The 26,380-nt window shown below is 62.5% G+C and carries 26 protein-coding genes; 6 read left to right on the plus strand and 20 right to left on the minus strand.

The features are described 5' to 3' along the window. Positions 1-1,373 precede the first annotated feature (1,373 nt). Positions 1,374-2,576, plus strand: coding sequence for a tyrosine-type recombinase/integrase (locus KUV74_RS15650; protein WP_222516804.1), 1,203 nt, complete (start codon positions 1,374-1,376; stop codon positions 2,574-2,576). An 86-nt stretch (positions 2,577-2,662) separates the two neighbouring features. Here KUV74_RS15650 and KUV74_RS15655 read toward each other — a convergent pair whose 3' ends face one another. Together KUV74_RS15655 and KUV74_RS15660 are read right to left on the minus strand one after the other, a co-directional pair. After that, positions 2,663-2,821, minus strand: a complete 159-nt coding sequence (locus tag KUV74_RS15655; protein ID WP_156088610.1) for a hypothetical protein — start codon at positions 2,819-2,821, stop codon at positions 2,663-2,665. Next, positions 2,821-3,240 carry a hypothetical protein gene (locus KUV74_RS15660; RefSeq protein ID WP_213227843.1) on the minus strand — a complete coding sequence of 140 codons (420 nt, stop codon included), beginning with the start codon at positions 3,238-3,240 and terminating at the stop codon, positions 2,821-2,823. The genes KUV74_RS15655 and KUV74_RS15660 overlap by 1 nt, the downstream gene beginning before the upstream one ends. Before the next feature lie 173 nt (positions 3,241-3,413). On the opposite strand from KUV74_RS15660, the gene KUV74_RS15665 reads away from it, so the two are divergent. Further along, complete coding sequence (locus KUV74_RS15665) at positions 3,414-3,839, plus strand: SufE family protein (protein ID WP_045992080.1); 426 nt, start codon at positions 3,414-3,416, stop codon at positions 3,837-3,839. 34 nt (positions 3,840-3,873) lie between these two features. Here KUV74_RS15665 and yidD read toward each other — a convergent pair whose 3' ends face one another. The 6 genes from yidD to KUV74_RS15695 all read right to left on the minus strand — a co-directional run bounded on the left by yidD (position 3,874) and on the right by KUV74_RS15695 (position 8,725). Beyond that, entirely contained in the window at positions 3,874-4,173 is a 300-nt protein-coding gene (yidD, locus tag KUV74_RS15670) for a membrane protein insertion efficiency factor YidD (protein ID WP_261395504.1), read from the minus strand. Between the two features lie 100 nt (positions 4,174-4,273). Further along, positions 4,274-4,717 (minus strand): phosphoribosyl-AMP cyclohydrolase, encoded by a 444-nt coding sequence (hisI, locus tag KUV74_RS15675; RefSeq protein ID WP_213227839.1) that lies wholly within the window; start codon positions 4,715-4,717, stop codon positions 4,274-4,276. 5 nt (positions 4,718-4,722) lie between these two features. Continuing rightward, the gene (locus KUV74_RS15680) at positions 4,723-5,241 is read right to left on the minus strand and encodes a Fur family transcriptional regulator (protein WP_108133629.1); all 519 of its coding nucleotides are present in this window, start codon (positions 5,239-5,241) and stop codon (positions 4,723-4,725) included. Positions 5,242-5,313: 72 nt separating this feature from the next. Further along, positions 5,314-6,294, minus strand: coding sequence for an alpha-L-glutamate ligase-like protein (locus KUV74_RS15685; RefSeq protein ID WP_222516806.1), 981 nt, complete (start codon positions 6,292-6,294; stop codon positions 5,314-5,316). A 3-nt stretch (positions 6,295-6,297) separates the two neighbouring features. Continuing rightward, the gene (locus KUV74_RS15690; protein ID WP_108447945.1) at positions 6,298-7,812 is read right to left on the minus strand and encodes an inactive transglutaminase family protein; all 1,515 of its coding nucleotides are present in this window, start codon (positions 7,810-7,812) and stop codon (positions 6,298-6,300) included. A gap of 61 nt (positions 7,813-7,873) precedes the next feature. Continuing rightward, positions 7,874-8,725 (minus strand): ATP-dependent zinc protease, encoded by an 852-nt coding sequence (locus tag KUV74_RS15695; protein WP_108133627.1) that lies wholly within the window; start codon positions 8,723-8,725, stop codon positions 7,874-7,876. 438 nt (positions 8,726-9,163) lie between these two features. Here KUV74_RS15695 and KUV74_RS15700 point away from each other — a divergent pair, with 438 nt between their 5' ends. Both KUV74_RS15700 and KUV74_RS15705 read left to right on the plus strand, forming a co-directional pair. Further along, a complete protein-coding gene (locus KUV74_RS15700) occupies positions 9,164-9,847 on the plus strand; it encodes a type 1 glutamine amidotransferase domain-containing protein (RefSeq protein WP_222516807.1) in 684 nt (227 codons plus the stop codon). A gap of 41 nt (positions 9,848-9,888) precedes the next feature. Further along, complete coding sequence (locus tag KUV74_RS15705; protein WP_108133625.1) at positions 9,889-10,092, plus strand: hypothetical protein; 204 nt, start codon at positions 9,889-9,891, stop codon at positions 10,090-10,092. A gap of 335 nt (positions 10,093-10,427) precedes the next feature. Here KUV74_RS15705 and KUV74_RS15710 read toward each other — a convergent pair whose 3' ends face one another. From KUV74_RS15710 to gorA, 12 genes are all read right to left on the minus strand, one after another. Beyond that, the gene (locus KUV74_RS15710) at positions 10,428-11,186 is read right to left on the minus strand and encodes a FadR/GntR family transcriptional regulator (protein WP_213227835.1); all 759 of its coding nucleotides are present in this window, start codon (positions 11,184-11,186) and stop codon (positions 10,428-10,430) included. Positions 11,187-11,375: 189 nt separating this feature from the next. Beyond that, complete coding sequence (locus KUV74_RS15715; protein ID WP_222516808.1) at positions 11,376-12,188, minus strand: NAD-dependent epimerase/dehydratase family protein; 813 nt, start codon at positions 12,186-12,188, stop codon at positions 11,376-11,378. Positions 12,189-12,238: 50 nt separating this feature from the next. Next, on the minus strand, positions 12,239-13,102 hold the full coding sequence (locus KUV74_RS15720) for an amidohydrolase family protein (RefSeq protein ID WP_222516809.1): 864 nt from the start codon (positions 13,100-13,102) through the stop codon (positions 12,239-12,241). Then, positions 13,099-14,241, minus strand: a complete 1,143-nt coding sequence (locus KUV74_RS15725) for a mandelate racemase/muconate lactonizing enzyme family protein (protein WP_222516810.1) — start codon at positions 14,239-14,241, stop codon at positions 13,099-13,101. The genes KUV74_RS15720 and KUV74_RS15725 overlap by 4 nt, the downstream gene beginning before the upstream one ends. Positions 14,242-14,315: 74 nt before the next feature. Then, on the minus strand, positions 14,316-15,596 hold the full coding sequence (locus tag KUV74_RS15730) for a TRAP transporter large permease (RefSeq protein ID WP_222516811.1): 1,281 nt from the start codon (positions 15,594-15,596) through the stop codon (positions 14,316-14,318). A gap of 2 nt (positions 15,597-15,598) precedes the next feature. Further along, positions 15,599-16,228, minus strand: coding sequence for a TRAP transporter small permease (locus KUV74_RS15735; RefSeq protein WP_231498708.1), 630 nt, complete (start codon positions 16,226-16,228; stop codon positions 15,599-15,601). Between the two features lie 57 nt (positions 16,229-16,285). Further along, positions 16,286-17,293 (minus strand): TRAP transporter substrate-binding protein, encoded by a 1,008-nt coding sequence (locus KUV74_RS15740; RefSeq protein WP_045992069.1) that lies wholly within the window; start codon positions 17,291-17,293, stop codon positions 16,286-16,288. A 597-nt stretch (positions 17,294-17,890) separates the two neighbouring features. Continuing rightward, positions 17,891-18,862 carry a transporter gene (locus KUV74_RS15745; RefSeq protein WP_222516812.1) on the minus strand — a complete coding sequence of 324 codons (972 nt, stop codon included), beginning with the start codon at positions 18,860-18,862 and terminating at the stop codon, positions 17,891-17,893. Positions 18,863-19,120: 258 nt separating this feature from the next. Beyond that, positions 19,121-19,513, minus strand: coding sequence for an ectoine synthase (locus KUV74_RS15750; RefSeq protein WP_045992068.1), 393 nt, complete (start codon positions 19,511-19,513; stop codon positions 19,121-19,123). A gap of 194 nt (positions 19,514-19,707) precedes the next feature. Continuing rightward, entirely contained in the window at positions 19,708-20,973 is a 1,266-nt protein-coding gene (gene ectB / locus KUV74_RS15755; RefSeq protein ID WP_045992067.1) for a diaminobutyrate--2-oxoglutarate transaminase, read from the minus strand. A gap of 85 nt (positions 20,974-21,058) precedes the next feature. Then, positions 21,059-21,637, minus strand: a complete 579-nt coding sequence (gene ectA / locus KUV74_RS15760) for a diaminobutyrate acetyltransferase (protein ID WP_045992066.1) — start codon at positions 21,635-21,637, stop codon at positions 21,059-21,061. 459 nt (positions 21,638-22,096) lie between these two features. Beyond that, on the minus strand, positions 22,097-23,458 hold the full coding sequence (gene gorA / locus KUV74_RS15765) for a glutathione-disulfide reductase (RefSeq protein ID WP_315900833.1): 1,362 nt from the start codon (positions 23,456-23,458) through the stop codon (positions 22,097-22,099). 222 nt (positions 23,459-23,680) lie between these two features. Between gorA and can the strand changes: the two genes are divergently transcribed. Both can and KUV74_RS15775 read left to right on the plus strand, forming a co-directional pair. Beyond that, positions 23,681-24,328: a carbonate dehydratase gene (can, locus tag KUV74_RS15770; protein ID WP_045992064.1), complete on the plus strand. Its 648-nt coding sequence runs from the start codon at positions 23,681-23,683 to the stop codon at positions 24,326-24,328. A 397-nt stretch (positions 24,329-24,725) separates the two neighbouring features. After that, a complete protein-coding gene (locus KUV74_RS15775) occupies positions 24,726-26,297 on the plus strand; it encodes an ABC transporter substrate-binding protein (RefSeq protein ID WP_108133617.1) in 1,572 nt (523 codons plus the stop codon). Positions 26,298-26,380 lie beyond the last annotated feature (83 nt).

A 26,380-nucleotide genomic window follows, 5' to 3' on the forward strand; every position in this document is an offset into this window, starting at 1 on the left:
CCCCTGCCTGCTCCGTGAGGGGGCGGCTGATGCCGCCAGCCATCATTTCCATTAAGCAAAGGCGATAGTACGTGTAATTACATAAAGTGTAAATACGTAGGCATATTTATGATAAGCGACATTAAATCAAGATTACGCGCCTTATCTTGAATTTACGCACTTACAGGGGCAGACTAAGACAACCAGCGCTCGTTGCGGATGCATGGGAGAAGTTGGCGTCGTATAGCGCGGGAAGGGCTGCTGCGAGTTGGTTGCAGCGGTAGAAGCGGCGCGCCTTCTCGTTGATGTCGAACAAGGGCGCGTAGAGGACGTCTAGGGAGAAGTTCTTCTTCGGATAATGGATGGTTTAAAATCAATGCGTTACATGGTTTCTTGCTCGCCCGGCAGGGCGGCCTTGGGTTAGGCTAGAGCAGGGAAAAACGAGACCAGGAAAGAACGCGGGCATGGGAGCGCCAGACCGGGGAAAGCGAGAGCGGAGAACGGTTCGAAAAGAGATGAGCTAGAGCAGAGAAGGGCCAGCCCGGGGAAAGCGAGAGCGGAGAACGGTTCGAAAAGAGATGAGCTAGAGCAGAGAAGGGCCAGCCCGGGGAAAGCGAGAGCGGAGAATGGCTCGAGAAGAGCTAGAGCAGAGAAGGGCCAGGCCGGGGAAAGCGAGAGCGGAGAACGGCTCGAGAAGAGCTAGAGCAGAGAAGGGCCAGGCCGGGGAAAAGCGAGAGCTGAGAATGGCTAGATCAGAGAAGGGCCAGAATAGAGAGCGGCAAAAGTAGAGAAGCACGAGGGCGGGAGAGGGCGGGCAGGTGAGTAGCGGTCAAGCCACCCTGACAGCAGGGCATCAAGGGTTATGCCCACGCCACTTGGCATAAGCTGCCGTTCCAAGCGCCAGAATGATCAGCGGCGAAGCCACGAACAGGAACGTCTTCAGGGATTCGAGAATATCCGGTGTCATACGTCCTCCTCAGAGGAAAACCTCTTCTTAGTAGTGATTCCGAGAGCTGCACAGCCAATCCCCAGCAGCACCCCCGCGAGCGAAAGGAGTGCGGGCATCTGAGACGTGAACAGGCCGCCCATGACACTGAGTGCCGCGATGGTGGCACCAACCCGGTCAACGAAGTCCCCGAAGCCACGGGCAACGAAATGCTGGTTGTGACTCATGATCGATCTCGACGGCTCCCTGTCGTTCATACGTCAGCATACCCGAGACCCTCAGATACCGGCGCAACCAGGCTGCGCGCTATCGCGTCCTCGCACATTGGCCGCGCGCAACCGGATGTGGCCATCGGTGTCTTGAGCGGCCAGCTGGTCAGCAGGACTTTTTATCTATTCAGCCGCGCCAAGCGAGGACACGCAATGGCGCAAGCCAATGGGCAGGTCATATGAGCAAGACACCTCCGATACAGGCACAGGACGGCAGGGCGGTCTTCGACAGCACGCCGGGAGGCACCCTGGTCGACGGCGAATTACCGTCTTCGTCGTCCCCGCAGGCCCTGATCGAGGCGGAAGATGACTGGCAGGCGGTGGCCCACTGGCTTGCCGAATACGGCGGCAGCGCGCAGACCCAGCGCGCCTACCGCCGCGAGGCCGAGCGGCTGCTGCTGTGGCTTGAAGAGCGCCGCCTTTCGCTGGCCCAGATGACCCGGGCTCACCTGGATGAGTTCGAGGCCTTTCTCGCCGACCCGCGCCCCCGCGAGCAGTGGGTAGGCCCGGTCAGGCCGCGTCAGGATCCTCGCTGGCGGCCGTTTCGCGGCCCCCTGTCGCCGGCAAGTCGGCGCCAGAGCCTGGTGATCCTGCAAGGCATGATGGCCTGGCTGGTAGAGGCGGGCTGGCTGTCGCGCAACCCGTTTCGATTGATGCGCGACAAGCGCAGGCGCCTCAACAATGGCCAGCGGCGTGTCGAGCGCTATCTGGAGCGTCCGCTGTGGGACTGGCTGTGGGCCTGGCTCAACGAGCCGCTGGAGCCAGGTGCCGACCGACGAGCCAGATTTCTCTGGACCAGGCGGCGACTGGTGTTCGGCTTTGCCTACCTGCTGGCCCCGCGGATCAACGAGATGAGCCAGGCGCGCATGGAGGATCTGGTGAGGCGGGAAGGGCGCTGGTGGTGGCAGGTGGTTGGCAAGGGCGGCAAGTTTGCCGAGATTCCGGTGCCGCCCGACATGATCGAGCTGGTCCGGGAGGCGCGGACGCTCTACGGCGAGCCGGCCGATCCCGCCGGGGATCCAGCGCCACTGTTGAGACGCCTGGATGGTAAGACCGCGCTGGGTGACAACCAGTTGTACCGACTGATACGCACGACCTTCAGCCAGGCCGCGGGCTGCCTGGAAGAGCAGGGCGGGGATCCCCAGGCGGTGGCACGGCTACGACAGGCTACGCCGCACTGGCTCAGGCATACCGCTCTGACCCATCAGGCCCAGGCGGGCGTGGAGCTTCGTTATCTGGCGCAGTCGGCACGTCACTCACGCCTGGAGACGACGTCACGCTACCTTCACACCGAAGACGAGGAGTGGCATCGCCAGCAGTCGCTGCACGGCCTTGGCCAGGCAGAAGGACCAAGATGGGGTCAAGGGAAGGGGGGAGAATAAGGAATGAAGAAACAGCCCTCCCCCCTGGACAGGTTTCTGGCTGAGGGCGGCTAGCAGAGCCCGCCAATGGAGCCAACCAGGCAATCCTAGTGCTCGAGGGGGCCGCGCTTTCGGGCGATATAACGATTGGCGTGCTCGGTGAGCGCCTTGACGTCGGACTTGTAGCCACGGTCGAGTCGGTAGGCGGCCACCGCCAGCGCCAAGGTGGCGCCCAGCATGATCAGCATGGCGATATGGAATGTCATCACTTGTCCCTCCAGGTGAGCAGGGCCTTGGCATAGGATGCCACGAGTGCCAGCCCAAAGCCAACGAAGGCGCCCCAAAGCGGCTTGGCCGTGCTGGCCACCACCAGCGTCGCCCCCGAGCTATCCTTGTCGGCGAAGAACAGCGCAATCAGCGAAAGTGCGCCGACGGTTGTGCCCGCGCGATCGGCCAGATCCAGCAAATTGGTAAGGATGGCCGCTCGCTTGGCCCGGCGCTGGGCGGCCAGGTGAGCGATGATCTCTTCCAGCTGCTGCTGCGTCAGGCCTCGCTCGGAGGCCGGCGTGCCGGTCTTGCCGGCCCGTGACGAGCCCAGATACTGGTCGAGCTCCTTTTCCAGTGCATCGAGTCGTCTATCACGTGAGCGATGCGGGCCCTGTCCTTGGGGGTCTGGCGCTTGCATGTCGATCTCTTTATGTAGCTTAGGCGGCGAGCGACAGCGAGTGCTCCGTTGTCACCCGCTCAGGGCGAATTCTAGCATGACGCCTGGCCGGGTTCTCCGAACCGGGGCTGACCGGGGGAGGACGACGGCGGGGCCTGGCAGGTATAATCCTGGCAGCATTCTAGGGAGTCACCATGACCACGACGAGTACCGCAGAACAGGCCCAGCAGGAGCTGCTGGAAGAGTTTGAACTGTTCGACAACTGGATGGACCGCTATCAGTACATCATCGACATGGGCAAGGCATTGCCGGCCTTCCCCGATGAGCACAAGCGTGACGAGCTGAAGATTCAGGGCTGTCAGTCCAATGTGTGGATGCACCACGAGCGCCAGGGCGACACCCTGCACTTTGCCGCCATCTCGGACGCCGCCATCGTGTCAGGGCTGATCGCCGTGCTGATGCGCATCTACAACGATCGAAAGCCCAGCGACATCCTCGCCACCAGTCCACATTTTCTCAAGGACCTGGGCCTCGACAAGCACCTGTCGCCGACCCGCAGCAATGGCCTCAACGCCATGCTCGAGCGCATCTATCGCGTCGCTGAGCAGGAAGCTGCCTGACGCTTGAACCCTGGGCGTCGACGAGGCGCCCGCGTCAGTCCGCTGATCTCGAGTCGCTGTCGCCGCGCACCTGAAACCGCTCATCGAGCTCCGGATCCTGGCGGCAAAGCCTCTCGCTGGGCCCGCCAGGCACGGGATCGATGCCGCCCTTGGCGCCAGGATGGCAGCGCAGAATACGCTTGAGCGCTAGCCAACCGCCCCGTATCGGACCGTGAACCGTTATGGCTTCGTGACTGTAGTGCGAGCAGCTTGGCCAATAGCGACAGCGTGGGCCCAGCAATGGGCTGATGACACCCTGGTAGAGGCGAATCAGCGCCAGTAACGGCCATGCCAGCCAGCGCTTCGGTCCGCGCGCCCGGGGTGATGGCTCCTGCGCGGGGGGCGATCGATCATCGCGACCACGACTGCTGTCAGCCCCGGCCGTCGCCGGTGACTCAGGATCCCTTGGTGTAGAGCTCATCGGGATCGATCAGCGCAGCGCTGTTGATGCGGGCGCTGTCAGCTTCCAGGGACAGATAGAAACAGCTACGACGGCCGGTATGGCAGGCTGGACCGGTCTGCTCGACCTGCAGCAGCAGCGTATCGCCGTCACAGTCCAGCGACGCACTCTTGAGATGCTGCTGCTGGCCGGAAGACTCGCCCTTGCGCCACAGCTTGGCGCGGGAGCGGGAGTAGTAGCATACCCGGCCAGTGCGCAGCGTTTCCTCCAGCGCTTCCCGGTTCATCCACGCCATCATCAGCACTTCGCCGCTATCGTGCTGCTGGGCGATCGCCGGCAGCAGGCCATCGCCGTTGAATCGCACATTGGCCAGCACCTCTTCGAGAGAATGACGGCTATCGCAGGGTTCGCGCTCGAGGCGTTTGAGCAGGTCGGTCATGGGGCTCAGGTGGCGTCCTTGGGGGTGGAAGAGGATGTATTGACTGGATCAGCGGTGGCGTCGGCACGCTCCTCGGCACCATCGTTGCGGCTGCCTTGGCAGGCCTGGCACAGGCCAAGCAGTTCGATGGTCTGGCGCTGTACCTGGAAGCCCAGCGTCCTGGCACGGGTTGCCAGTTGCTCGTTGATCTCGTCGAGGTGCAATTCCTCGACGCGCCCGCAGTCCCGGCAGATCAGCAGCTGGAAGCGATGGGCATGCTCGGGGCAGGGGCAGGCGACGTAGGCATTGAGCGACTCGATGCGATGTACCAGCCCCTGTTCGATCAGGAACTCCAGCGCACGGTACACCGTCGGGGGGCGCGCGGCGGCGTGATCCTTGGCTAGCCGATCCAGCAGATCGTAAGCCTTGAGGCCACCGCTGGCCTCACCGATCAGTTCCAGTACACGTCGCCGGATGGGGGTGAAACGCACGCCACGATGTGCGCAGTGAGCTTCAGCCTGTTGTAGCAGGGCGGTTTCGGTCATGGGGTCCAATATTCACGAAGCGGCAACCTAGTCTACGCGCTGGCCCGCCGGCGGGCCAGACACGCGAAACTGTCAAATGGCTTCTGCCGGGGCTTCCTGCAGCTCGCCCTGGCGGGCGAAGTGGTGCTGGGCGAAGGCCACCCGCTCGGCAGCGCTGCGCTCCTCGGTCTGCGCCTCGATCAGATCGAGGCGTCGCCGCAAGCCTTCGCCATTGGCCATCTGGATCGCCAGGCCAGGGCGGGCGTTCAGCTCGAGCAACATGGGGCCGCGGTCACGATCGAGCACCATGTCGGTGCCGAGATAGCCAAGCCCGGTCATCTCGTAGCAGCCGGAGGCGAGTTCAAGAAGGGTGGTCCAGCCAGTGATCTGCAGGCTGGCCAGTTCATGGCCGGTATCGGGATGATCGGTGCGCGAACGATCGAACTGGACGCCTCGTACGGCGCGCCCGCTGGCGATATCGATACCGACGCCCACCGCACCCTGGTGCAGGTTGGCCTTGCCGTCGGAGGCGGCGGTGGACAGCCGCATCATCGCCATCACCGGGTAGCCCTTGAACACGATGACACGGATATCCGGCACGCCTTCGTAGGTATAGGCAGCGAAGGTGGTATCGAAGTTGATCAGCCCCTCGACCAGGGCAACGTCCGGGGAGCCCCCAAGCGAATAGAGCCCCGAAAGGATATTGGAGACGTGGCGTTCGACATCCTCGATATCCAGCTCCGCGCCGCTGGGCTTGATGAAGTGCTTGCCCTCGACTCGCTCGATGACCAGGATGCCCTTGCCGCCGCTGCCCTTGGCCGGCTTGATCACAAAACCGTTGTGGCCCGCCAGCATCTCGCTGATGTGCTTGACACTAAACTGGGTCGACACCGTACCGATATGCTCCGGCGTGGTGATGCCGTATTCCTGTGCCAGCAGCTTGGTCTTGAGCTTGTCATCCACCAGCGGATACAGCTTGCGACTGTTGTAGCGACCGATGTAACGGATGTTACGCCGGTTCATGCCGATGATGCCCTTGGCATTGAGCTTGCCGGGACTGGTCCAGTTGAGCATGGCTCAGTCCTCCGTGACCGGCTTGAAACGACGAAGTTCGAGCAGCCGGTAACCGGTGTAGTTGCCCAGCAGCAGGATCAGCGCCATCAGGATGAGCTGCAGGCCGAGGAAGTTGAAGGTGATGTGGCGAATCCACGGATTGTTCATCGCCAGATAGGCCAGTACCGCGGTCAGCAGGCTGCCGCCGCCCTGGATCAGCACCTCCTTGGGGCCTTCTTCTTCCCACAGGATCGACATCCGCTCGATGGTCCAGGACAGGATGATCATCGGGAAGAAGGTGATCGTCAGGCCCGCATTGAGACCAAAGCGATAGGACAGCACGGTGAAGATCGAGATGATCGCTATCACCGTTATTATCACCGCCGTCACCCTGGCCACCAGCAATAGATTCAAGTGTGACAGATAGCTGCGGATGACCAGACCGACGGCCACCACCAGCAGAAACCCGACCAGGCCGGTGAGCAGGGTGGTCTGGATGAAGGCCAGGGCAATCAGTACCGGCATGAAGGTACCGGACGTCTTGATGCCGATCAGCACCCGCAGCAGCACCACCACCAGCGCACCGATCGGGATCAGCAGGATGGTCTGGAACAGCGCCTGCTCCTCGAGCGGCAAGCTGTGAATCGAGAAGTTGAGCAGGGTATCGCTGTCCTCGGCGAGCTGGCTGCGTACCGCCGCCGCGGCGGGCTGGTTGCGTACCAGCATGGAGAAGGAAATACGTGAATCGCGACCGCCTTCCACCTCGAGCACGGCATTGCCAGCGCTTTCCCACATCAACAGGTTGTCGGGCTTGCCCTGTTCGCCGGTGGCCGGATTGAACAGTGCGCGCTTGTCGCCGTCATAGACCTGTATCCACGAGGTCAGGCTCTGGCGCCGACGGCCGCTGTCGAGCATCAGGCCACTGACCTCACGGGCGGCAACGCCGGCCTGGTTCAACAGGCGCACGGCCAGCGGCACACGATCGAACTGGGTCAGCAGTAGCCTGGCATTTTCCCCCTGGCGGTCATCGGCGAATTCGCTCAGCAATTCACGGGCGAAGGTAAAGGCGTCGGACGAGCGTGCCCAGGCGCGGTCGATCACCTGCTGGGCGGCGGTGTCGTAGGGACGCTCCCAGGCGACATCGGTCACCGGCGGCGGCGGGGGCGGAGCGGTTGCCTTGCGGGCACCTTCGGTCACCAGTACCTGGGCGGTGTAGTAGAGGCGCTGATCGCCCACCGCCTCGCGGGTGGACCACTCGGCGCGACGTGCGCCGTTTTCCTGCAGGAACGCCAGGCCGTAACCCGGTGAGGCGGTGTGCTCGGTCAGCACACGAAAGCCGGCCTGAGAGGAGGGCAGGGCCATGTCCACCTTGGCCGGCTCGCCCTGGCCATCGAAGGTGACCTGAGCCTCGATTTCCCAGACCTGGCGCTGTTCACCCGGCGTCCAGGGGACCTCGAATTCCACGTGGCGGTGAATGCTCATCGCGATGCCAACCACCATCAGCAGGGCGACGATCAGATAAAAGGGCAGTCTGGACATGGGTCTTCCTTAATCGGGAGCGAAAGGCCGACGCCCCGAGGCGTCGGCACACAGCGTTATCTCAGGGCTGTTCCTGATCATCACGATCGGCCGCTTCCTCGTCGGCGGCTTCGCTGGCCGATTCCCCTCCTGGGAATTCGGGACGGTCGTGCAGGTAGTGGCGTGCCACGTCGATGACGGCGATATCCAACAGGAAACGACGGCCAAGCAGGACGGGATAGCTCAGGTGGGTGCGGTCGTTCAGGGTGAATTCGACCTGTTCACGCAGCGGGCCGAGGGTCATCAGCAGGCTGACCACGGGGCGGCTTTCTTCACCGTTGGCCTGGACGATGGTCACCTTGCGTTCTACCGGTGCCTCGATCCATTCATCGCGCACGGCCTCGACCACCGAATCCTCTTCATTGAGGCCCAGCTTGAAGCGCACCCATTCGTCACCATCCCGTTCGAAGGTGGTGACATCGGTAGCGGACAGCGATGAGGTATTGGCCCCGGAGTCGATCCGCGCCTTCAGATAGGTGCCCACATCGGGCAAGCCAACCCACTCGCTGCGTCCCAGCAGTTCCTTGTTGTCGATACCGGACTCGGTGCTGGCCTCACACTGCGTCGTCCGAGGACCGGGCTCCGCGCTGCCGCGCTCGAGCCCGGCCAGATCCTGGCGTACGCCGCGCAGCAGGCTACCGACTTCGCGGATATCGGCGGTCATGCGGCGATCCTGCGCCGCCTGTTCACTGAGCATGTCGTGGGTCAGGTCGCAGCGTCCCGCCAGGCGCGTCTCGAGCCCTCGGATCTCGGCGTGGAATTCCGAAGGCGTGAGAGGCTCAGGAGGAGGCGGAGCGTCGACCGGTGCCAGAGCACAGCCACCGAGCATCGCGGCGGCGGCCAAAGAAAGAAAACGAGTCGGTCGGAGGGGCATGACGCTAGCGTCCTTGTATCGGCATCGACAAAAATGGTGTGACTCGACAAGACCACTTCCGAGGAAGCTAATCGAACGAGACAAATTGAAGCGATGATAAGGAGCGACGCCAGCGCTGTCCATGCTGGGGCCGGGTTGATCACGCCTCAGGTGCTCCGCTGTACTGCTGAGAACCGCCCACAATCCCGAGCCCCCACCCCTGAAAAAGCGCTAAGGTGTCTACTGAGCGGGGCCCATGTCTACCTCATCAGAAATCGGGACAATAGACCCAAGGAGTTGCCTGAGTATTGGCGGCTACACATGTCCCATGGTCTTCCGCTTCTACTATGCAGAACCTTTCGTGCTTTGCTGAAGCTAGCACGAGGCTGACTACAATAACGCAACAAGATAGCGACAGAGTCGACTACAAGGTTCAACGTTCTCGTCGGAGCCCTCGCCATGGATAACAAGATTCTTGTGGTAGTGACCAGTCACGCCAAGTATCCCAATCATGATCGAGCCACGGGTCTGTGGCTAGGTGAAGCCGTGCATTTTATCGATCATGTCGAACAGGCTGGCTGGACCTGCGACATCGCAAGCCCCAAGGGGGGCTATACGCCCATCGATCCCCACAGTCTGGCGGCCGCCGAAGCGATTGACTGGGACTACTATCAGAACAAGGACTTCATGAACCGCCTGGGTACGACGCTGGCCTTGGACGAGGTCAACGCAGCGGACTATCGGGCAATCTATCTGGCGGGCGGGCATGGGGTCATCTGGGACTTTCCGGGCAACGAGACGCTTAAACGCCTGTGTCGGGACATCTACGAGGCAGACGGTATCGTATCCTCTGTGTGTCACGGTGCCGTGGGCTTGCTCAATGTGACCCGGGATGATGGGGAATACCTGATCAAGGGCATGAAGGTGACCGGCTTTTCCAATCACGAGGAGCACCTGGCCAAGCTCGACGACATCGTGCCGTTTCTTACCGAAACGGAGCTTGTCGAGCGTGGCGGACTCTATTTGAAGGCGGATCGCGCCTGGGAGCCATTCGCCGTAGTCGATGAGCGGCTGGTCACCGGGCAAAATCCAGCCTCGGGCCGACGCGTGGCCGAACTGGTGCTGGAAGCGTTGGGCGACTGATCACCGTCGGTCAGCAAGATCTTTTCTATCCGGACATCACCATGGCAGCCAGACATCGTCAGGGAAGACGCACGATAGCGATTATCGTCACCACGGCGCTGGTCGCCGGACTCGTCATGGGGTTCTACGCAGGAAGCCGCTACCAGCTCTGGCATCTGCAGGACGCCTGCCTGGATGCCGGAGGACGGGTTTCAGACGACGGTGTGGCACGATGTGACATCGAACGTGAGGTTCCTGCCAGCTAGCCTGTGCTCGCAAGCGGAGAGGAAGCGTCGCTGGGTTGTGCAGGATGGAAAAGCAGTCAGACGATCGACATGGAGGCCGCAGAGCGCCAAAGGGGAGGCAGCAGAGCATCAGAGGCTTGTCCGGGAGAACCGGCAAACACCTCATTTAACATAATATAGATTATGCGAACTATGGGTCATGAAAGCTTGTGAAGGCTGATAACAGCCTCGAACTTACCTCGAACTCGGCGGTAGCTTCCCACCGAGCCCAACGGATTCAGATCATCGAACTGGCAGTCCTGTCGAGCGGACTGCGTCAACCGATGACAACTGACGTACTGGCGGCCGGCACTGACTCAACCCTTCTCCTTGAACTGCTGGTAAGTCTCCCGGGCGCGTTCCAGGTGGCGCGCCATGGCGGCTCTGGCGGCGTCGGGGTCGCGTGACAGGATCGCGTCGAGAACGTCCTGGTGCTCGGCTTCCACGCGCTTGAGATAGGTGCTGGTGGAGTCGGTATTGACCTCGCTGGTCGCGAGCTTCGAGCGCGGAATCGCGCTCAGGTTGAGCTGCTCCAGCGCCTGAGGGAAGAACGGATTGTGGGTGGCCCTGGCAATCGCGTGGTGGAACTCGAAGTCCTCGTTACGCGCCTGGCTACGCTGCTGACGAGCCTTGACGAAGGCCGCATGGGTGTCACGCAGGCGAGTCTCGTCGTCGGCCTCGAAGCGCTCGGCGGCCAACGCCGCCGCCGCAGGCTCCAGATTAAGCCGCAGCTCGATGACATGCAGAATATCTTCGACGGTGGTCGGACGAATCCGCTTGGCGGGCATGGCCTCGGCCGGTGCGGCCCGGATCACCGTGGTGCCGACGCCACGCCGTGCCTCGACCAGGCCCAGCGACTTGAGGTGAGCCACCGCCTCGCGAATCACCGTCCTGCTGACACCAAAGGAATCACACAGGCCGCTTTCTGTCGGCAGCTTCTCGCCGACGGCGATGGTTCCGGCGGTGATCAGACCTTCCAGCTGGTCGGCCACGTTCATCGACAGACTGCCTTCACGCGTCAGCTTCTTGACGTTTAGCGGTGCCGGTTCCGTGCGGGGTGCTGGCTTGGCTGCCATGGTCGATTCCTCTTCAGTTCGCGTGGCGATGACGCGACGTGCCGCAAAGCGCTATCACTGGGCTACTTTTCAGGGCTATTTATCAGGGCTGTATATCAGCACTGACTATCAGGACGCCAGTGTATCAAGGCGATGGCGTCAGGTCCCCGGTGTACGGATGCCTGGTGGCTTTCCGCGACGATTCAGTGGCTATTCATCGTCAGGATGGCCCTGGCCTGCAAACTTGCCGCCCTGGAAGCGCACCGAAGGGTCATCGGGAGCCAACCGCCCTCCCCTGGCCTCGATCTCGGCACGCCAGGGTTCGGAGCTGTCCTTGGGCACCCAGCCCAGAAAACCTGCTTCGCGATTGTCCCACCATTGTTCGGCGTTGTTGGAGGCGCCGTAGACCACGGTGTAGCCCAGTTCAGGGACGCAGAAGGCGCGCTCGAGCAACGCCATGAAATCCTCGACGCTCATCCAGGTGGCCAGCATGCGGGCATCGGCGGGCTCGGGAAAGCAGGAGCCGATACGCACCGCCAGGGTCTCGACACCGAACTTGTCGAAGTACAGGCTGGCGAGGTCCTCGCCGAAGCCTTTCGACACGCCATAGAGCGAATCCGGGCGTTTCGGCACCTTGGCGTCCAGCCGCTGATGCTGTGGGTAGAAGCCGATGACGTGGTTAGAACTGGCGAATACCACCCGCGGCTTGTCATGATGGCGCACCGCCTCATAGAGGTGATAGGTGCCCATGATGTTGGCCGGCAGGATCTGCTGCCAGGAACGCTCCACCGATACACCGCCCAGGTGGATAACACCATCGCAGCCTTCGACCAGGCGAGCGACAGCATCGACGTCGGTCAGGTCTGCCGTGACGATCTCTTCATGGCTGGTGTCGTGGGTCACGTCCTGGTCGACGGCGACCATGTCGGACAGCCGGACCTCCTTCGCCAAGCGACTCAAATGAGGTCTCAGAGCGGTGCCCAGGCCCCCGGCGGCGCCGGTGACCAGCAGTCGATTCAACATGTCAGAATTCCTTCTCGGGTGTCGTGTCTCGTGTCTCGTGATACGCGCCTTCAGCGACCGAAGCCGTACAGTTCGGCGGGATTGTCGACCAGGATGCGTTGGCGCTGCTGCTCATTGGCCCAGGCCAGCAGTACGTCGAGTTGGTCAGGGTCGTCGGGGTACTGATCTCGCGGGACACCAACATGGGGCCAGTTGCTGCCCCAGAGGATGCGCTCCGGTGCGTGGTTGATGACCCGCCGGGCGATGGCGCCGACGTCGTCGTAGTCGGGCCCTCCGCTCAGGCTGGTCTCGTAACCGGCGCAGACCTTGAACCAGGCGTTGCCGCGGTCAAGCAGCCTGAGAATGGCATCGACGCGAGGATCATCGGCCGGCACCGGATCGATGAACTTGCCGATATGATCGATGATGTACGGGCACTCGATACGTTCCAGCATCGGCAGGTGCTGGTCGAGCTCGCGGCCATTGAACTGTACCATCAGGTGCCAGCCTAGGGGCGCGATCAACGGCTCGACCTCGGGCAGGCGAGCCAACGGCATGGCGCCTCCGCCCAGGTTCATGATGCGTGCGCCGCGTACACCTCGGCCATGCCAGTCTTCGAGGGTTTTCAAAGGGGTGTCAGGACTGACGGCGGCGACCCCGCGGGCCTTGTCCAGGCCCAGTTGATCGAGCGAAGCAAGCAAGGCGCCATTGTCGAACTGATAGGCGTTGGACTGGGTCACGACCACCCTGTCGAGCCCCATCCAGCGCTGGAAGCGCCGGAGATCCTCGACGGTTGCCAACTCCTTGATCGGCGGCCCGCCTGGCTGGCCTTTGTAGCCATCGAGGAAGAGATGAATATGGCAATCGGTGGCGCCGGCGGGTGCCTTCAGCCTGGGCGCGCGCCCTTCCAGCGGACGGGTATTGGCCGGTATCACTGTCTTGTCTCCTTGAGGGCGAAACGTGTCAGGGCGTCGCGATCGATCTCGATGCCAAGTCCAGGGCCGTCAGGGATATCGACCCAGCCCTGATGATGCTCCAGCGGCTGGGTAACAATGGCCTGACGGAAGGGATTGTGGGTCCGATCGAACTCCATGATGGGTTCGATCGGCTCACGTCTCGGCGGATTGGGCGGTAGCGCCGCCATGGCCTGAAGGCTGGCGGCGATGCACACGGCGGTGCCCCACACATGGGGAATCAGACGCACGCCATGAAGCGCCGCCATATCCACGACGCGCCGCATCTCGGTGAAGCCGCCGACGCCGCATATGTCGGGCTGGCAGATATCGATGGCGCGACTGGCCAGCGGCTCCTGCATGGCGTAGCGGCCATGCCAGTTCTCGCCACTGGCGACCGGTAGAGGCTGGCCATCGCGCACCGCGCGATAGGTATGAATCTGCTCCGGCAGTACCGGTTCCTCGAACCAGTCGACGTCGTAAGCCGCCGCCCGCTTGCCGACCTCGAGGGCCTCCAGCAGGTCATAGCCGTGGTTGGCATCGATCATCAGACGCCGATCGGGACCGATGGCCTCGCGCACGGCGGCGATGACCCGAAGATCTTCCTCGACGTTGAAGCCGATCTTGATCTTGACCCCGTGAAAGCCCTCCTCGGCGTAGCCCGCCACCTCCGCGGCGATATCACTGACCCGGTCCACACCATCGCGACGAAAGGAGCCGGTGGCGTAGGCCTGGACGCGTTCGCGAAAACGCCCTCCCAAGAGTTCCGACACGCTGGCACCGTAGTGCTTGCCCTTGATGTCCCACAGCGCGATGTCGATGCCGCTGAGGGCCGTCATGGTCAGCCCCCGCTGGCCCTGGTCACGCAGCCGGTTGTAGAGCAGGAGCCACAGTCTTTCATGCTCCAGCGGGTTGGCGCCGATCAGGGTGTCGGCGTAGGTGGCCACCACCGCGGCGTTGGCCTGGGCCGGACCGAGGCACTCCCCCCAGCCGACGGTGCCGTCTTCGCAGGTGATCTCCACCAGGCAGTGCTGGCGGCGTTCGAAGCGCATGGAAGCACTTTCGAAGGCCTGTTCAAGGGGATGATCCAGCAGATGGGTCTCGACCCTGGCGATCTTCATCGGTGTGCCTCTTTTCCTGTAGGTGGTCTGCGGTGTGTGGCGCCTCGTCAAAGGCTGGCTTGGCATGGTCGCCATCACTCCAGCATGTTGGGCAGCGCCATGGACAGTGCCGGAACGTAGGTCACCAGCATCAGAGCGGCGAACAACGCCAGGTAAAACGGCCAGATGGTGCGAACGGTCTGTTCGATCTTGATCTTGCCGACCACGCTGCCGACAAACAGGCAGGCACCCACCGGCGGCGTGCACAGCCCGAGCCCCAGATTCATCATCATCATGATGCCGAACTGGATCGGATCCATGCCGAACTGGGCGGCAATCGGCAGAAAGATCGGCGTGCAGATCAGGATCAGCGCCGCCATGTCCATGATCATGCCGAGTGCCAGCAGGATCAGGTTCAGCATCAGCAGGATGGCGAGCGGATTGTCGGTGATCCCGAGCAGCGTGTTGGACAGCAACTCCGGCACGCTATAGAGGGCGAGCAGATAGGAGAACGCCGAGGCGCAGCCGACCAGGATCATCACCAGCGCGGTGGTGCGCACCGACTGGTAGACCGCCTGCTTGAACGATGCCCAGTGCAGCTCGCGATAGACCAGCGCGGTGACGACGATGGCGTAGATGGCCCCGAAGGCGCCTGACTCGGTCACCGTCAGCACGCCAGACAGCACGCCGCCCACGATGATGACCGCGGTCAGCAACCCTGGCAGTGCGGCGGCAAAGCTGATCGCCAGCGCCTGCCAGCCCGGAAAGCGTTCGCCCTGGTAACCACGCTTGACCGCTACCAGATAGGCGGCAAGGGCCAGCAGGCCACACATCAGGATGCCCGGCACGATGCCCGCCATGAACAGCTTGGTGATGGACAGGCCGCCACCGGCCGCCACGGCGTAGAGGATCATGTTGTGGCTGGGCGGAATCACCACCCCGGCCACCGACGAGGTCACCGTCACGTTGACCGCGTAGTCCGCGTCGTAGCCCTTCTCCTTCATCACCGGAATCAGGATGGAGCCGAGCGCTGAGGTGTCCGCCACCGCGGAACCGGAAATCCCGCCGAACAGCATCGAAGAGGTCACATTGACCACCCCGAGCCCTCCGCGCACCCGGCCCACTGCGGCAGAGGCCAGGCGCACCAGGCGCTGGGAAATACCGCCGTGCAGCATCAGCTCGCCGGCGAAGATAAAGAACGGAATGGCCAGCAGGGAAAACACCGAAATGCCCGAGAGGATGCGCTGGAATGCCACGAACAGCGGCAGTCCCTCATAGAGAAAGCCCCCTACTGCTGCCAGTCCTACCGCAAAGGCCACCGGAGCGCCGACCGCCAGTCCCAGGGCAAAGAGTCCAAAAACGATAGCGAGTCCCATGCTCAGTCCTCCTGGGTCGGGTTGTGCCGGCCGCCAAGCCGCTTGACGATGTTAGCCACAGCGAACAGCACCATCAGCGCGCCACAGATCGCCAGCGGCGCAGCACGCCAGCTTTCGGAGAGTCCGAGCATCGGGATAGGTCGTGCCAGGTTGGTCATCATCAACTGCCAGCCCTGCCAGGCCATGAAGCCGCCAAAGGCCACCACGAACAGATCCGCCAGATGGTGCATCAGACCCTTGATCGGCGCCGGCATGTTGTCGCGCAGCAGGTCGATGGACAGGTGGCTGTTGTGACGAACGCCGGCAGCGGCGCCGAGAAAGGTGATGTAGGCCACGCTCAGAAGCGCCGTCTGCTCGACCCAGGTGGGGGTGTCATTGAGCACGTAGCGGCCAAATACCAGCCAGCCAAAGGTGATGATCAGCAACACCAGCAGCACCCCGGCCACCATGATGCAACCATGGGCGATACTGTCGAGGATGCGGTCCAGTCGGCTGGGTGTTTCACGCTTGTAGCGTATGCTTCGTGACTCCGGCGATGCCGGAGGAAAGGCACCACGGCGTACCGTGGCGCCCTCTTGCTCTGACTCGGTTTGCTCGGACCCGACGTCAGAGGTGTCGGTGGGTGCGTTCACGCATCAGCCTCCCCGCCCGCCCCCGGCACCGGGGACGGGGCTCTCGTATCAATGGGATCAGTCGGCCTGAGCCGCGCGAATGTCGTCGACCAGCGAGGCCAGGTCCGGGTTCTCGGCAAGAAAGCCCTCATAGACCGGTTGCATCAGCGCCTGGAATTCTGACTTGTCCGGAACCTCATTGATCTCGACGCCTGCATCCAGCGCCGTTTGCCGACTGGCCGCGGTACGCTCTTCCCACAGTTCACGCTGCTGCTCGGTGGCGACCTGCCCGGCCTCCCGGACCGCCGCCTGGTCCTCTTCGGACAGCTCGTCCCAGGTACTGCGGGCCATGCACAGGCACTCGGGAATGACCAGGTGGTTGGTCAGTGAGTAGTAGCCGGCAACCTCGTAGTGGCCGCTGGATTCGTAGGACGGGAAGTTGTTCTCGGCGCCGTCGATCACTCCGGTCGTCAGCGATTGGTAGACCTCACCGTAGGCCATGGGGGTGGCGTTGCCACCCAGCGCATCGATCATGTCGACGTAGAGGTCGTTGTTCATGACCCGGACCTTCATGCCCTCGACATCTTTCGGAGTCTCGACCGGGTGGTCGGTGTTGTAGAGGCTGCGCGAGCCTGCCCCGAACCAACCCAGCGCGACCAGGCCCTGCTCCTCCATCGCTGCGGCGAAGCGTTCGCCGATCTCGCCATCCATCAGTTCGTACATGCGCTCTTCACTTTCAAAGATGAAGGGCAGCGAGAGTACGTTGGCCGCCGGCACCATCGGACCCATGGGGCCCATGTTGAAGTTGCCGAAATCCAGAGCACCGTTGCGGGTCTGCTCGATGGCATCAGGCTGATCCCCCAGCACGGCGTTGTGATAGACCTTTGGTGTGATGCGCCCTTCCGTTCGCTCGTCCACCTCCTTGGCGAAGGTCTCCAGCGCAATGCTGTTGGGGTACTCGGGAGGATGAATGTTCCAGCCGCGCCACTGTTCGGCCAGGGCTGGCGTTGCCAGCAAGGCGGTGGTCGCGGCCAGGCCGGCAAGATGGATGGCGCGGGTGAGCTTGCGTGAAGCGGCGGGATTCATGGCGAGTCCTCTGGTTGACCTTGTTGGCGTTGTTGTCATACCCGGTTGGGCAAGTGTCCGGCCCTCTCGTACTGCCATCACATGGCGATGGCCTGAGCCGTTTTCTGGAAACCATGGCATACTATGTATGACAAAGTAGAAGAGAGGACTTCCTGGCTGCAACCCCTTCCTGACACTTTTTGACTAAAGTGCAATGCCACTGTCGAGGTGCGTTAGCCAAGGCGGCCAACATGATCGACATTTTTCGGAAAAGCCCTTTATTAGCGGGCAATAACGATCTGTCTGAAACCGGTTCCTGGTGCAGAGAGGTCCCGCTGCAGCGGCAGCTTAGTTGTAAAATGCTGTCATTTTCGAGCGTGACGCGTGGCCTGCTGTGTCCCTGTGCCGCCTGAGCTGCATAGGCGGCAGGAAGTCTCGAGGGACGTGCAGGGCCTCGGCTGATAAAGACGTTCAGCGTAGACAATATCGATGCAGAACAACGGGAGAATCGGGCGCCGCTGAGCGCCCGAGAACATGGCGGAGATTCGTTCAGGGGAAGGATCGAGGTGGCGCGCCCGAATCATCGGATCGGGCGCTGGTCGGGAGGTGGGGAGGTGGCTAGAAAGCCCAGGCCGCCGACAGCGACACCGTATCGCCATCGAAGCGATTTTCGGATGACACATCGTGCAGCCACTTGCCGATCAAGGTGACCGGCGCCTGGCCGAGTGAGACGCTCTTCATGAAGGCCGGCCCTACCCCTGCCCCGCTACTGCGAAAACCATCTTCCAGGCGATCCGGTACCGGTCCCGAGTCCGACTCGAGCTGTTCGTAAACGTACCCGGCGAGGCCCAGTCCGAAGCTTGGCGTCAGGTACTTCGCCGCCAGCACGTCCAGGTGAAACTCGTCGCCGGTGGTGTAGTCGGTGGCATCGTTCTTGAAGTTGAACAGGATGCCCGCAGTCATCGACAGGTCCCATCCGCTTTCGGGCAGCCAACTGTAGGTAATGGTGGGATCGATCGACCAGTAGTGCCGCCCCAGGTTGATCCGATCGTCCTCGTCGTAGCGCCCCACCGGAATATTGATCCCCACCGCCGCCGTGGTGTGGTGAGTCCCGTTGGCCCAGTTGAGGGCGACAGGCACCAGGTACGGATCACCGAAGCCGCTGTTGCTTCCGCTGTTGAAGCGTTCCTGGCCTGGGATGCTGGCCTCGAGATCGACGCTGACGTCAAACACGTAGGGAAGATTGATCCCGGCGATGTAGGTGGCGCCGAGCCACTCGACGTCGGTCACCCAGGTCAGCTTGAGCAGGTTGAACCACAGCGTCTGGTCGAGACCCGCCGACAGCCGTCCGCCCAGGGGCCGCGCGCCGATATCGCCCTCGTAGCGCACCAGGTCGTTGCGCGCATAGACCCCGGGCGGCGGGGCCAAGCCGGCGGCAAAGTCATTATAGGCGCCCGGTACATAGATGCTGCTGCCACCTTCCGAGGCATGAGCCGTCGCTGGGGCCAGCAGTGCTGCACCAAGGATCGGCGCTGCCAGCAGGTAGTGATACATACCGGAGGTCAGGAGTCGGGGGCGACAAATGGCCATGGGGACGGTTCCATTGAGAAGTTTGCTGCAAAGTATAGGAAGCACTACGAACTTTTGGGCACAATTTTGACGTACCTGCCTCCTATGCCCCCACGTACCCTGCTGCTCTTCCCGTGACGTCTACCTCCAGCGTCCTGCGACTACTTCGGTCGTCCTGCGATTACTTCGGTCGATTGGCCAGATACGACAACGGCGCCCCAAGGGGCGCCGTTGTCGGGTGCGGGAAGCGAGTTCCTGTTCAATCCTGGCGGGACGCCCTTACTCGCCGGCGGGCGCGTAGGAGCCATCTTCGCGGTGCACTTCCTTGCCCGTCAGGCCCGGAGTGAACACGCAGGCCAGGTGCATGGTCTTGGAAGCACGCAGCAGGTGCTCGTCGTGCTGATCCAGGATGTAGATGTCGCCCGGCTTGATCGGCCAGATCTTGCCGTCGGCCAGGGTCTCCACTTCGCCTTCGCCCTCGATGCAGAACACCGCCTCGAAGTGATGCTTGTAGTGGATGTGGGTCTCGGTACCCTCGAAGATACGGGTGATGTGGAAGGAACACTGACCGCCGTCATCGGCGAGCATCAGGCGGGTGCTGTCCCAGTTACCGTTCTCTGCCTTTACCAGGCGGTCGGTCTGACGAGCTTCTTCCAGGTTGCGAACGATCATCGAATTCTCCGTTGTCGGGGGTCGGGGGCGTCGGCGGTGCCGGGCATCGAAAGGCCCTGTGCGAGGCTTCGAGCGCTGGTGGCGTCCGCAGAAAAAGCGAGGGCGAGCCCTCGCTTTACATATTGCTCAGGGCAGGATCAGCGGCACCTTGCTGCTGGCACCTGCCCGCAGATAGCCTGCGGGCGTATCCTGTTTCAGCTTAGCGCCTCGTGGGTGCTGCGCTCGAGGATATCGAGACCTTCGATCAGATCCTCGTCGGTGATGGTCAGCGGACACAGGCACTTGACCACCTCACCGTCCTGGCCACTGGTCTCGATCACCAGGCCGTTCTCGAAGGCCTTGGCGGTGATCTTGTCGGCGATATCGCCGCTTTCCACGTCGATGCCGCGCATCAGGCCGCGGCCACGCTCGGATGCCGGATACCCCTTGTCGCTGAGCCAGGCGGCGATCTTCTGAAAGCGCTCTTCCACGATCCGCGCCTTGCGCTGGATGTCACGCTCGAAGGTATCGTCGCTCCAGTACTTGCGCATGGCAGCGGTAGCGGTGACGAAGGCCAGGTTGAAGCCACGGAAGGTACCGTTGTACTGACCCGGCTTCCACTTGTCGAGCTCCGGGCGCATCAGCACGTGGGCGAACGGCAGGCCGAGTGCGGACAGCGACTTGGAGTTGGTGACGATGTCCGGTGTGATGCCGGCGTGCTCGAAGCTGAAGAACTTGCCGGTACGACCGCAGCCCGCCTGGATATCATCGATGATCAGCAGGATGTCATTGTCGCGGCAGATGCCCTCGAGACGCTTGAGCCAATCCAGGCCGGCCACGTTGATGCCGCCCTCGCCCTGGACCGTTTCGACGATGACCGCGGCGGGCACGTCGAGACCGCCGGACTTGTCGCCGAGCAGCTTCTCGAAGTAGTCCAGGGTATCGGTCTCGCTACCCATGTAGCCATCGAAGGGCATGAAGGCTGCACCCTGGGTCGGAATACCGCCGGTCGCCTCGCGGAACTTGCGGTTGCCGGTGGTGGCCAGCGCTCCCATGGTCACGCCGTGGAAGCCATTGGTGAAGGTCACGATGTTGTGACGACCCTTGGCCACACGAGCGAGGCGAATGGCAGCCTCGACGGCATTGGTGCCGGTCGGCCCCGGGAGGTGGACCTTGTAGTCGAGACCACGCGGCTTGAGGATCACCTCTTCCAGGGTCTCCAGATAGTCGCGCTTGGCGGCGGTCCAGAAATCAAGACCGTGGATGATGCCGTCGGTGGCCAGGTAGTCGACCAGCGCCTGCTTCAGGTGCGGGTTGTTATGGCCGTAGTTCAAGGTGCCGGCACCGGCCAGAAAGTCGATGTACTCGCGGCCTTCCTCGTCGGTCAGGCGAGCGTTCTGCGCTTTGGTGAAGACCACCGGAAAGGAACGGGAATAGGTACGAACTTCGGATTCCATGCGTTCGAGGATCTGGGTCTGCATTGCGACCTCCTGTCGGGTTCGTAGGGGAAGTTATCGGGTATCGGTGGCGACGGACGCTGGCGCCCTGTCACCACCCTGGAAGCCGTTAGATACGCGTCGTGTCGAAGGGACCGATGCGCACCAGGTTTTCCGGATCGTGCTCTCCACCCAATTGGTCGGTAGAGAAGTACTCGCGGCTGTTCAACGGCGCCTGCCAGCGATCGGCCAGGCGGCGGAACAAGCCCCAGGAAGCCTGGTTATCCGGTGTGATGGTGGTCTCGAGGTGGTGGACCTCGGCAAATTCAGGGCGGGTCAGGATGGCTTCGACCAGTCTGCGGGCCAGGCCGGTACCGCGGGCCTTCTCGCCCACCGCGACCTGCCATAGAAAGTAGGTGTCCGGAGCATTGGACTTCACGTAGCCGGAGACAAAGCCGACGATCTCGCCTTCCTCGTTGGTGGCAACGGCACAACTGTCACGGAACTGGGTGGCCAGCAACAGGTAGGCGTAGGCGGAGTTGACGTCCAGGGGCGGGCAGGACTTGACCAGCTCGTAGATGCCCCAGCCATCCTCGGGAGTGGACTTGCGAATAAACAGCGGCGCCGCTTCGTGACCCACCACCGCGTCCGCCACCGTAGGCTTGGCGAGGTCGGCTGATGGTGTGAAGGGCTCAGTGCTTGCGGTCATGTTCGTTATGCTTCGCTGTAGCGAATTTGGACAACCATTATAACAGTCGAGTATGACATTTCAAAATCTGGATTATTCTTAACCCCTGGAAGCATAAAAAAAAATTATGCGAGTGGCGCCAGGCCACGTCTCATGGCGGCTCGGAGCGATCACTGCCGCTCACCTCCCCTATCCCTTTGGCGTAATCGATTGCCTCTCCAACGAGACGATTTCGTCCGCCTGAAGCAGTATAGTCGGCCCTTTCGGATCGGCGAGAAAAGGCCACAAAAAAGGGCACCCACAGGTGCCCTTGTCGTATCGTGACGCCGGTCTCAGGTACGCGTCGGCGTGCGCATGGTGACAAACTCTTCGGCGCCGGTCGGGTGGATGCCGACGGTGGCATCCAAAACAGGCGGCCTTGGTCTCTCGTCAAAAGATAAGGGCACCCACTGGTGCCCTTGTCGTATCGTGACGCCGGACTCAGGTACGCGTCGGCGTGCGCATGGTGACGAACTCTTCGGCGCCGGTTGGGTGGATGCCCACGGTGGCGTCGAAATCTGCCTTGGTCAGGCCCGCACGCACCGCGATGGCGATGCCCTGGATCACCTCGCCGGCCTCCTCGCCGACCATGTGCGCCCCTACCACCACGTCGCTTTCGTCGTCGACGATCAGCTTCATCAGGCAGCGTTCATCGCTGCCGGACAGGGTGTGCTTCATGGGACGGAAGTCGGCGCTGTAGACGCGGACCGCCTTGCACACCTCGCGGGCCTTCTCTTCGGACAGGCCAACGGTGCCGATGTTGGGATGGCAGAACACCGCAGTGGCGATGTTGTCGTAGTTCATCGGCGCCTGGGGCGCGTCACCGTAGTGGTGTGCGACCAGATGCATGGCCTCGGCCAGGGCCACCGGCGTCAGCTCGGGACCGCCGGTCACGTCGCCCAGCGCCAGGATCGAGGGCACAGAGGTCTCGAAGCGATCGTTGACCTGGATAGAGCCGTTCTCGTTGAGCGCGATGTCGAGCTGGTCCAGGCCCAGGCCTTCCAGATGCGGCTTGCGGCCGGTGGCGGACAGCACGGCATCCACCTCAAGGGTCTCGCCGTTGGTCAGGGTGGCCTTGATCCCGCCTTCGACCTTCTCGAGGGACTCGATGTTGGTGTTGAAGTGCAGGTTGACGCCCTTCTTGGCCATCTCGTCGCGGGTGAACTCGCGCACCTCCTGGTCGAAGCCGCGCAGGAACAGGTCGCCGCGATACAGCAGGTGGGCGTCGGCGCCCAGGCCGTTGAAGATGCTGGCGAACTCCACGGCGATATAGCCGCCGCCAAGCACCAGAAAGCGCTTGGGAAACTCGTCCAGGTCGAAGATCTGGTTGGAGTTCATGGCCAGTTCGCTGCCGGGGAACGGCGGCACCCAGGGCCAGCCACCCACCGCCACCAGGATCTTCTCGGCGCTGATGGTCTCGCCGCCGACCTCGACACGGTGTTCGTCCACCACTTTGGCGCGACCGTTGATCAGGCGCACCCCGGCGTTGTCCAGCAGCTTGCCGTAGATGCCGTTGAGTCGCTTGATCTCACCGATCTTGTTGTCGCGCAGGGTCGCCCAGTCGAAGCTCGGCGCCTGGTCGAGCTGCCAGCCGAAGCCGCGAGCGTCGTCGAAAGCCTCGTGGAAGTGTGCGGCGTAGGAGTAGAGCTTCTTGGGCACGCAGCCCACGTTGACGCAGGTACCGCCGAGGTAGCGATCCTCGGCGACGGCCACCCTGGCCCCGGTTGCCGCCGCGGTACGGGCAGCGCGGACACCACCGGAGCCGGCACCGATGACAAAGAGGTCATAGTCGAATTGTGACACTTGCGTCTCCTGATTCTGTTGCTGGGGCCCTTGTTGTCGGGACCGCTGTCGGATCATTAGGGGCCTGGCCTACCAGGGACCTGCCTCGAGGCCCACCAGGATGGGAAACCTTCCCATGATACCAGCGGGCTGGCTACCACGGGAGGGTGCTTGACCACCTTGACCGAGGGGGGTAAAAACATGCACCACTTTAGCCATCCACTGCTTGCACGGGGAAAGTTCATGAGTGATATCGACAATCTGCTCGCCAATAATCGGGCCTGGGCCGACAGAATCTGCCAGGAAGACCCTGATTTCTTTGCCCGCCTTGCTCAGCAGCAAAGCCCGGAGTATCTGTGGATCGGTTGTTCCGACAGCCGCGTGCCGGCCAACCAGATCATCGACCTTCCCCCGGGTGAGGTGTTCGTCCACCGTAACGTCGCCAACCTGCTCTACCACAATGACATGAACGCCCTGTCGGTGGTGCAGTTCGCGGTGGACGTGCTCAAGGTACGTCACATCATGATCGTCGGCCACTACAACTGTGGCGGCGTGCGCGCTGCGGTCACCGGCGGCGAGAACGGTATGGTGGACAACTGGTTGCACAGTGTACGCGAGCTCTACAGCATGCATCGCTCGGAACTCGAGCATCTGCCGCTGGACGAACAGGTGGATCGCATGTGCGAGCTCAACGTCAAGTCTCAGGTCAAGACGCTGTGTCGTACCAAGATCGTCCAGCGTGCCTGGCAGCGCGGCCAGGCGCTGTCGGTGCATGGCTGGGTCTATGGCCTCAGCGACGGTCGTGTCACCGATCTGGAATGCAGCGTCCACGGCCTGGATCAGGTCGCCCAGCTTTATCGCATCGACCGCGTCTGCCCGCCCCAGCAGTGACGGCTGGTCTGAACTGACCGATTGACCGCCAGGCGACCCTGGACACCACTGTCGCCTCGGCGCTGTGTCGATTGCCCTTTCGCGCCCCCGAATCTCGTTCGGGGGCGCTTGCACTTGCGGTTACCTCACTCGCCTCCGCCGGCTACCTCAGCTCCTCTATTTCCCCTTACTTTTCTGTCTGCGCCACCTTCTCGTCGCTCAGCGCTTGTCTGCTCCTTGAAGACACGCTCCCCGGGCCCATATTCGTTCCTCGCATGGGTGCTGTCACAATTTCGATTGTGTTTAAACGCGACACCTCACTATGTTGATGCAGGACATTGACTAGCCGGCGCTTACAACATTGACCAAGGCGTCCGACTGGCAATTACAACAACCTCAACAAGCAGGAACTCCTTCCATGTTCAAGAAGACCCTTCTGGCCGGTGCCCTCGGTGCCGCCATGCTGACGGCTGCCCTGCCCCAGACCGCACTAGCCGAAAACACCCTGCGCATGGCCTACGACGCCGATCCGGTGTCGCTGGACATCCATGAGCAGCTCTCCGGCGGTATCCTGCAACTGTCGCACATGGCCTTCGATCCGCTGGTGCGCTGGACCAAGGACTTCGAGTTCGAGCCCAGACTCGCCACCGAGTGGGAGCAGGTCGACGACACCACCATGCGCATCAGCCTGCGCGAAGGGGTCACCTTCCATTCCGGCAACCCCTTCACCGCCGAGGACGTCGCCTGGACCGTCGAGCGCCTCAAGCGCAGCCCGGACTTCAAGGCGATCTTCGAGCCTATCGAGACGGTCAACGTGGTCGATGAGCACACCGTGGAGATCATCTCCAAGCGGCCCAACCCGCTGCTGCTGAACATGGCCACCTACATTTTCCCGATGGACAGCCAGTTCTATTCCGGCGAGACCGACGGCGGCAAGGCCAAGGACGAGATCGTCAAGAACGGCAACTCCTACGCCTCGCGCAACATCTCCGGTACCGGCCCCTTCCAGGTGACCAACCGCCAGCAGGGCGTTCGGGTCGACTTCGAACGCTTCGATGACTACTGGGACAGCGAGTCCCCGGGCAACGTCGACGCCATCACCCTGACTCCGATCGGCGAGAACGCCACCCGCGTCGCCGCCCTGCTGTCCGGTGACGTCGACTTCATCGCGCCGGTACCGCCCAACGATCTGGAGCGCATCGAGAGCGACGAGGACACCAACCTGGTGACCATGTCGGGCACCCGCATCATCCTGTTCCACATGAACCAGGAGCGGGTCGAGGCCTTCCAGGACCCGCGTGTTCGCCAGGCCTTCAACTACGCGATCAACCAGGAAGGCATCGCCGATCGTCTGATGAAGGGCTTCGCCACCCCGGCCGCCCAGTTCTCGCCGGAGGGCTACTCCGGCCACAACCCGGATCTCGAGCCGCGCTTCGATCTCGACCGGGCCAAGGAACTGATGGCCGAAGCGGGCTATGAGGACGGCTTCTCGGTCAGCATGATGGCGCCCAATAACCGTTACGTGAACGACGCCAAGATCGCCCAGGCGGTAGCCGCCATGCTGGCGCGGATCAACGTCACGGTGGACCTGAAGACCCTGCCCAAGGCCCAGTACTGGGGCGAGTACGATGATCGCGCCGCCGACATGATGATGATCGGCTGGCACTCCGACACCGAAGACTCCGCCAACTTCCACCAGTACCTGACCGAGTGCCCGGATGCCGACAGCGGTGGCGGCCAGTACAACGCCGGCAACTACTGCAACGAGGAGCTCGACCAGCTGATGGTCGACGCCAACCTCGAGGTGGATCTGGAGAAGCGTGGCGAGATGCTGCGTGAGCTCGAGCAGGGCCTCTACGACGATGCCGCCTTCATTCCGCTGCACTGGCAGAACCTGGCCTGGGCCTCGGCGGCCAACGTCGACATCGAGCCGGTGGTCAACGTGATGAACTTCCCCTACCTCGGGGATCTGGTCATCGAAGAAGAGTAAGACGACAGGCACCGCCACGCGGTGCCTGCAAGCTCCCATTCAGCAGCTGCCTCGGCTCCGTGACATGGTCGCGGAGTCGAGCG

The organism is Halomonas sp. DP1Y21-3 (assembly GCF_019801245.1).
In the GTDB taxonomy this organism is placed as follows: Bacteria; Pseudomonadota; Gammaproteobacteria; order Pseudomonadales; family Halomonadaceae; genus Halomonas; species Halomonas litopenaei.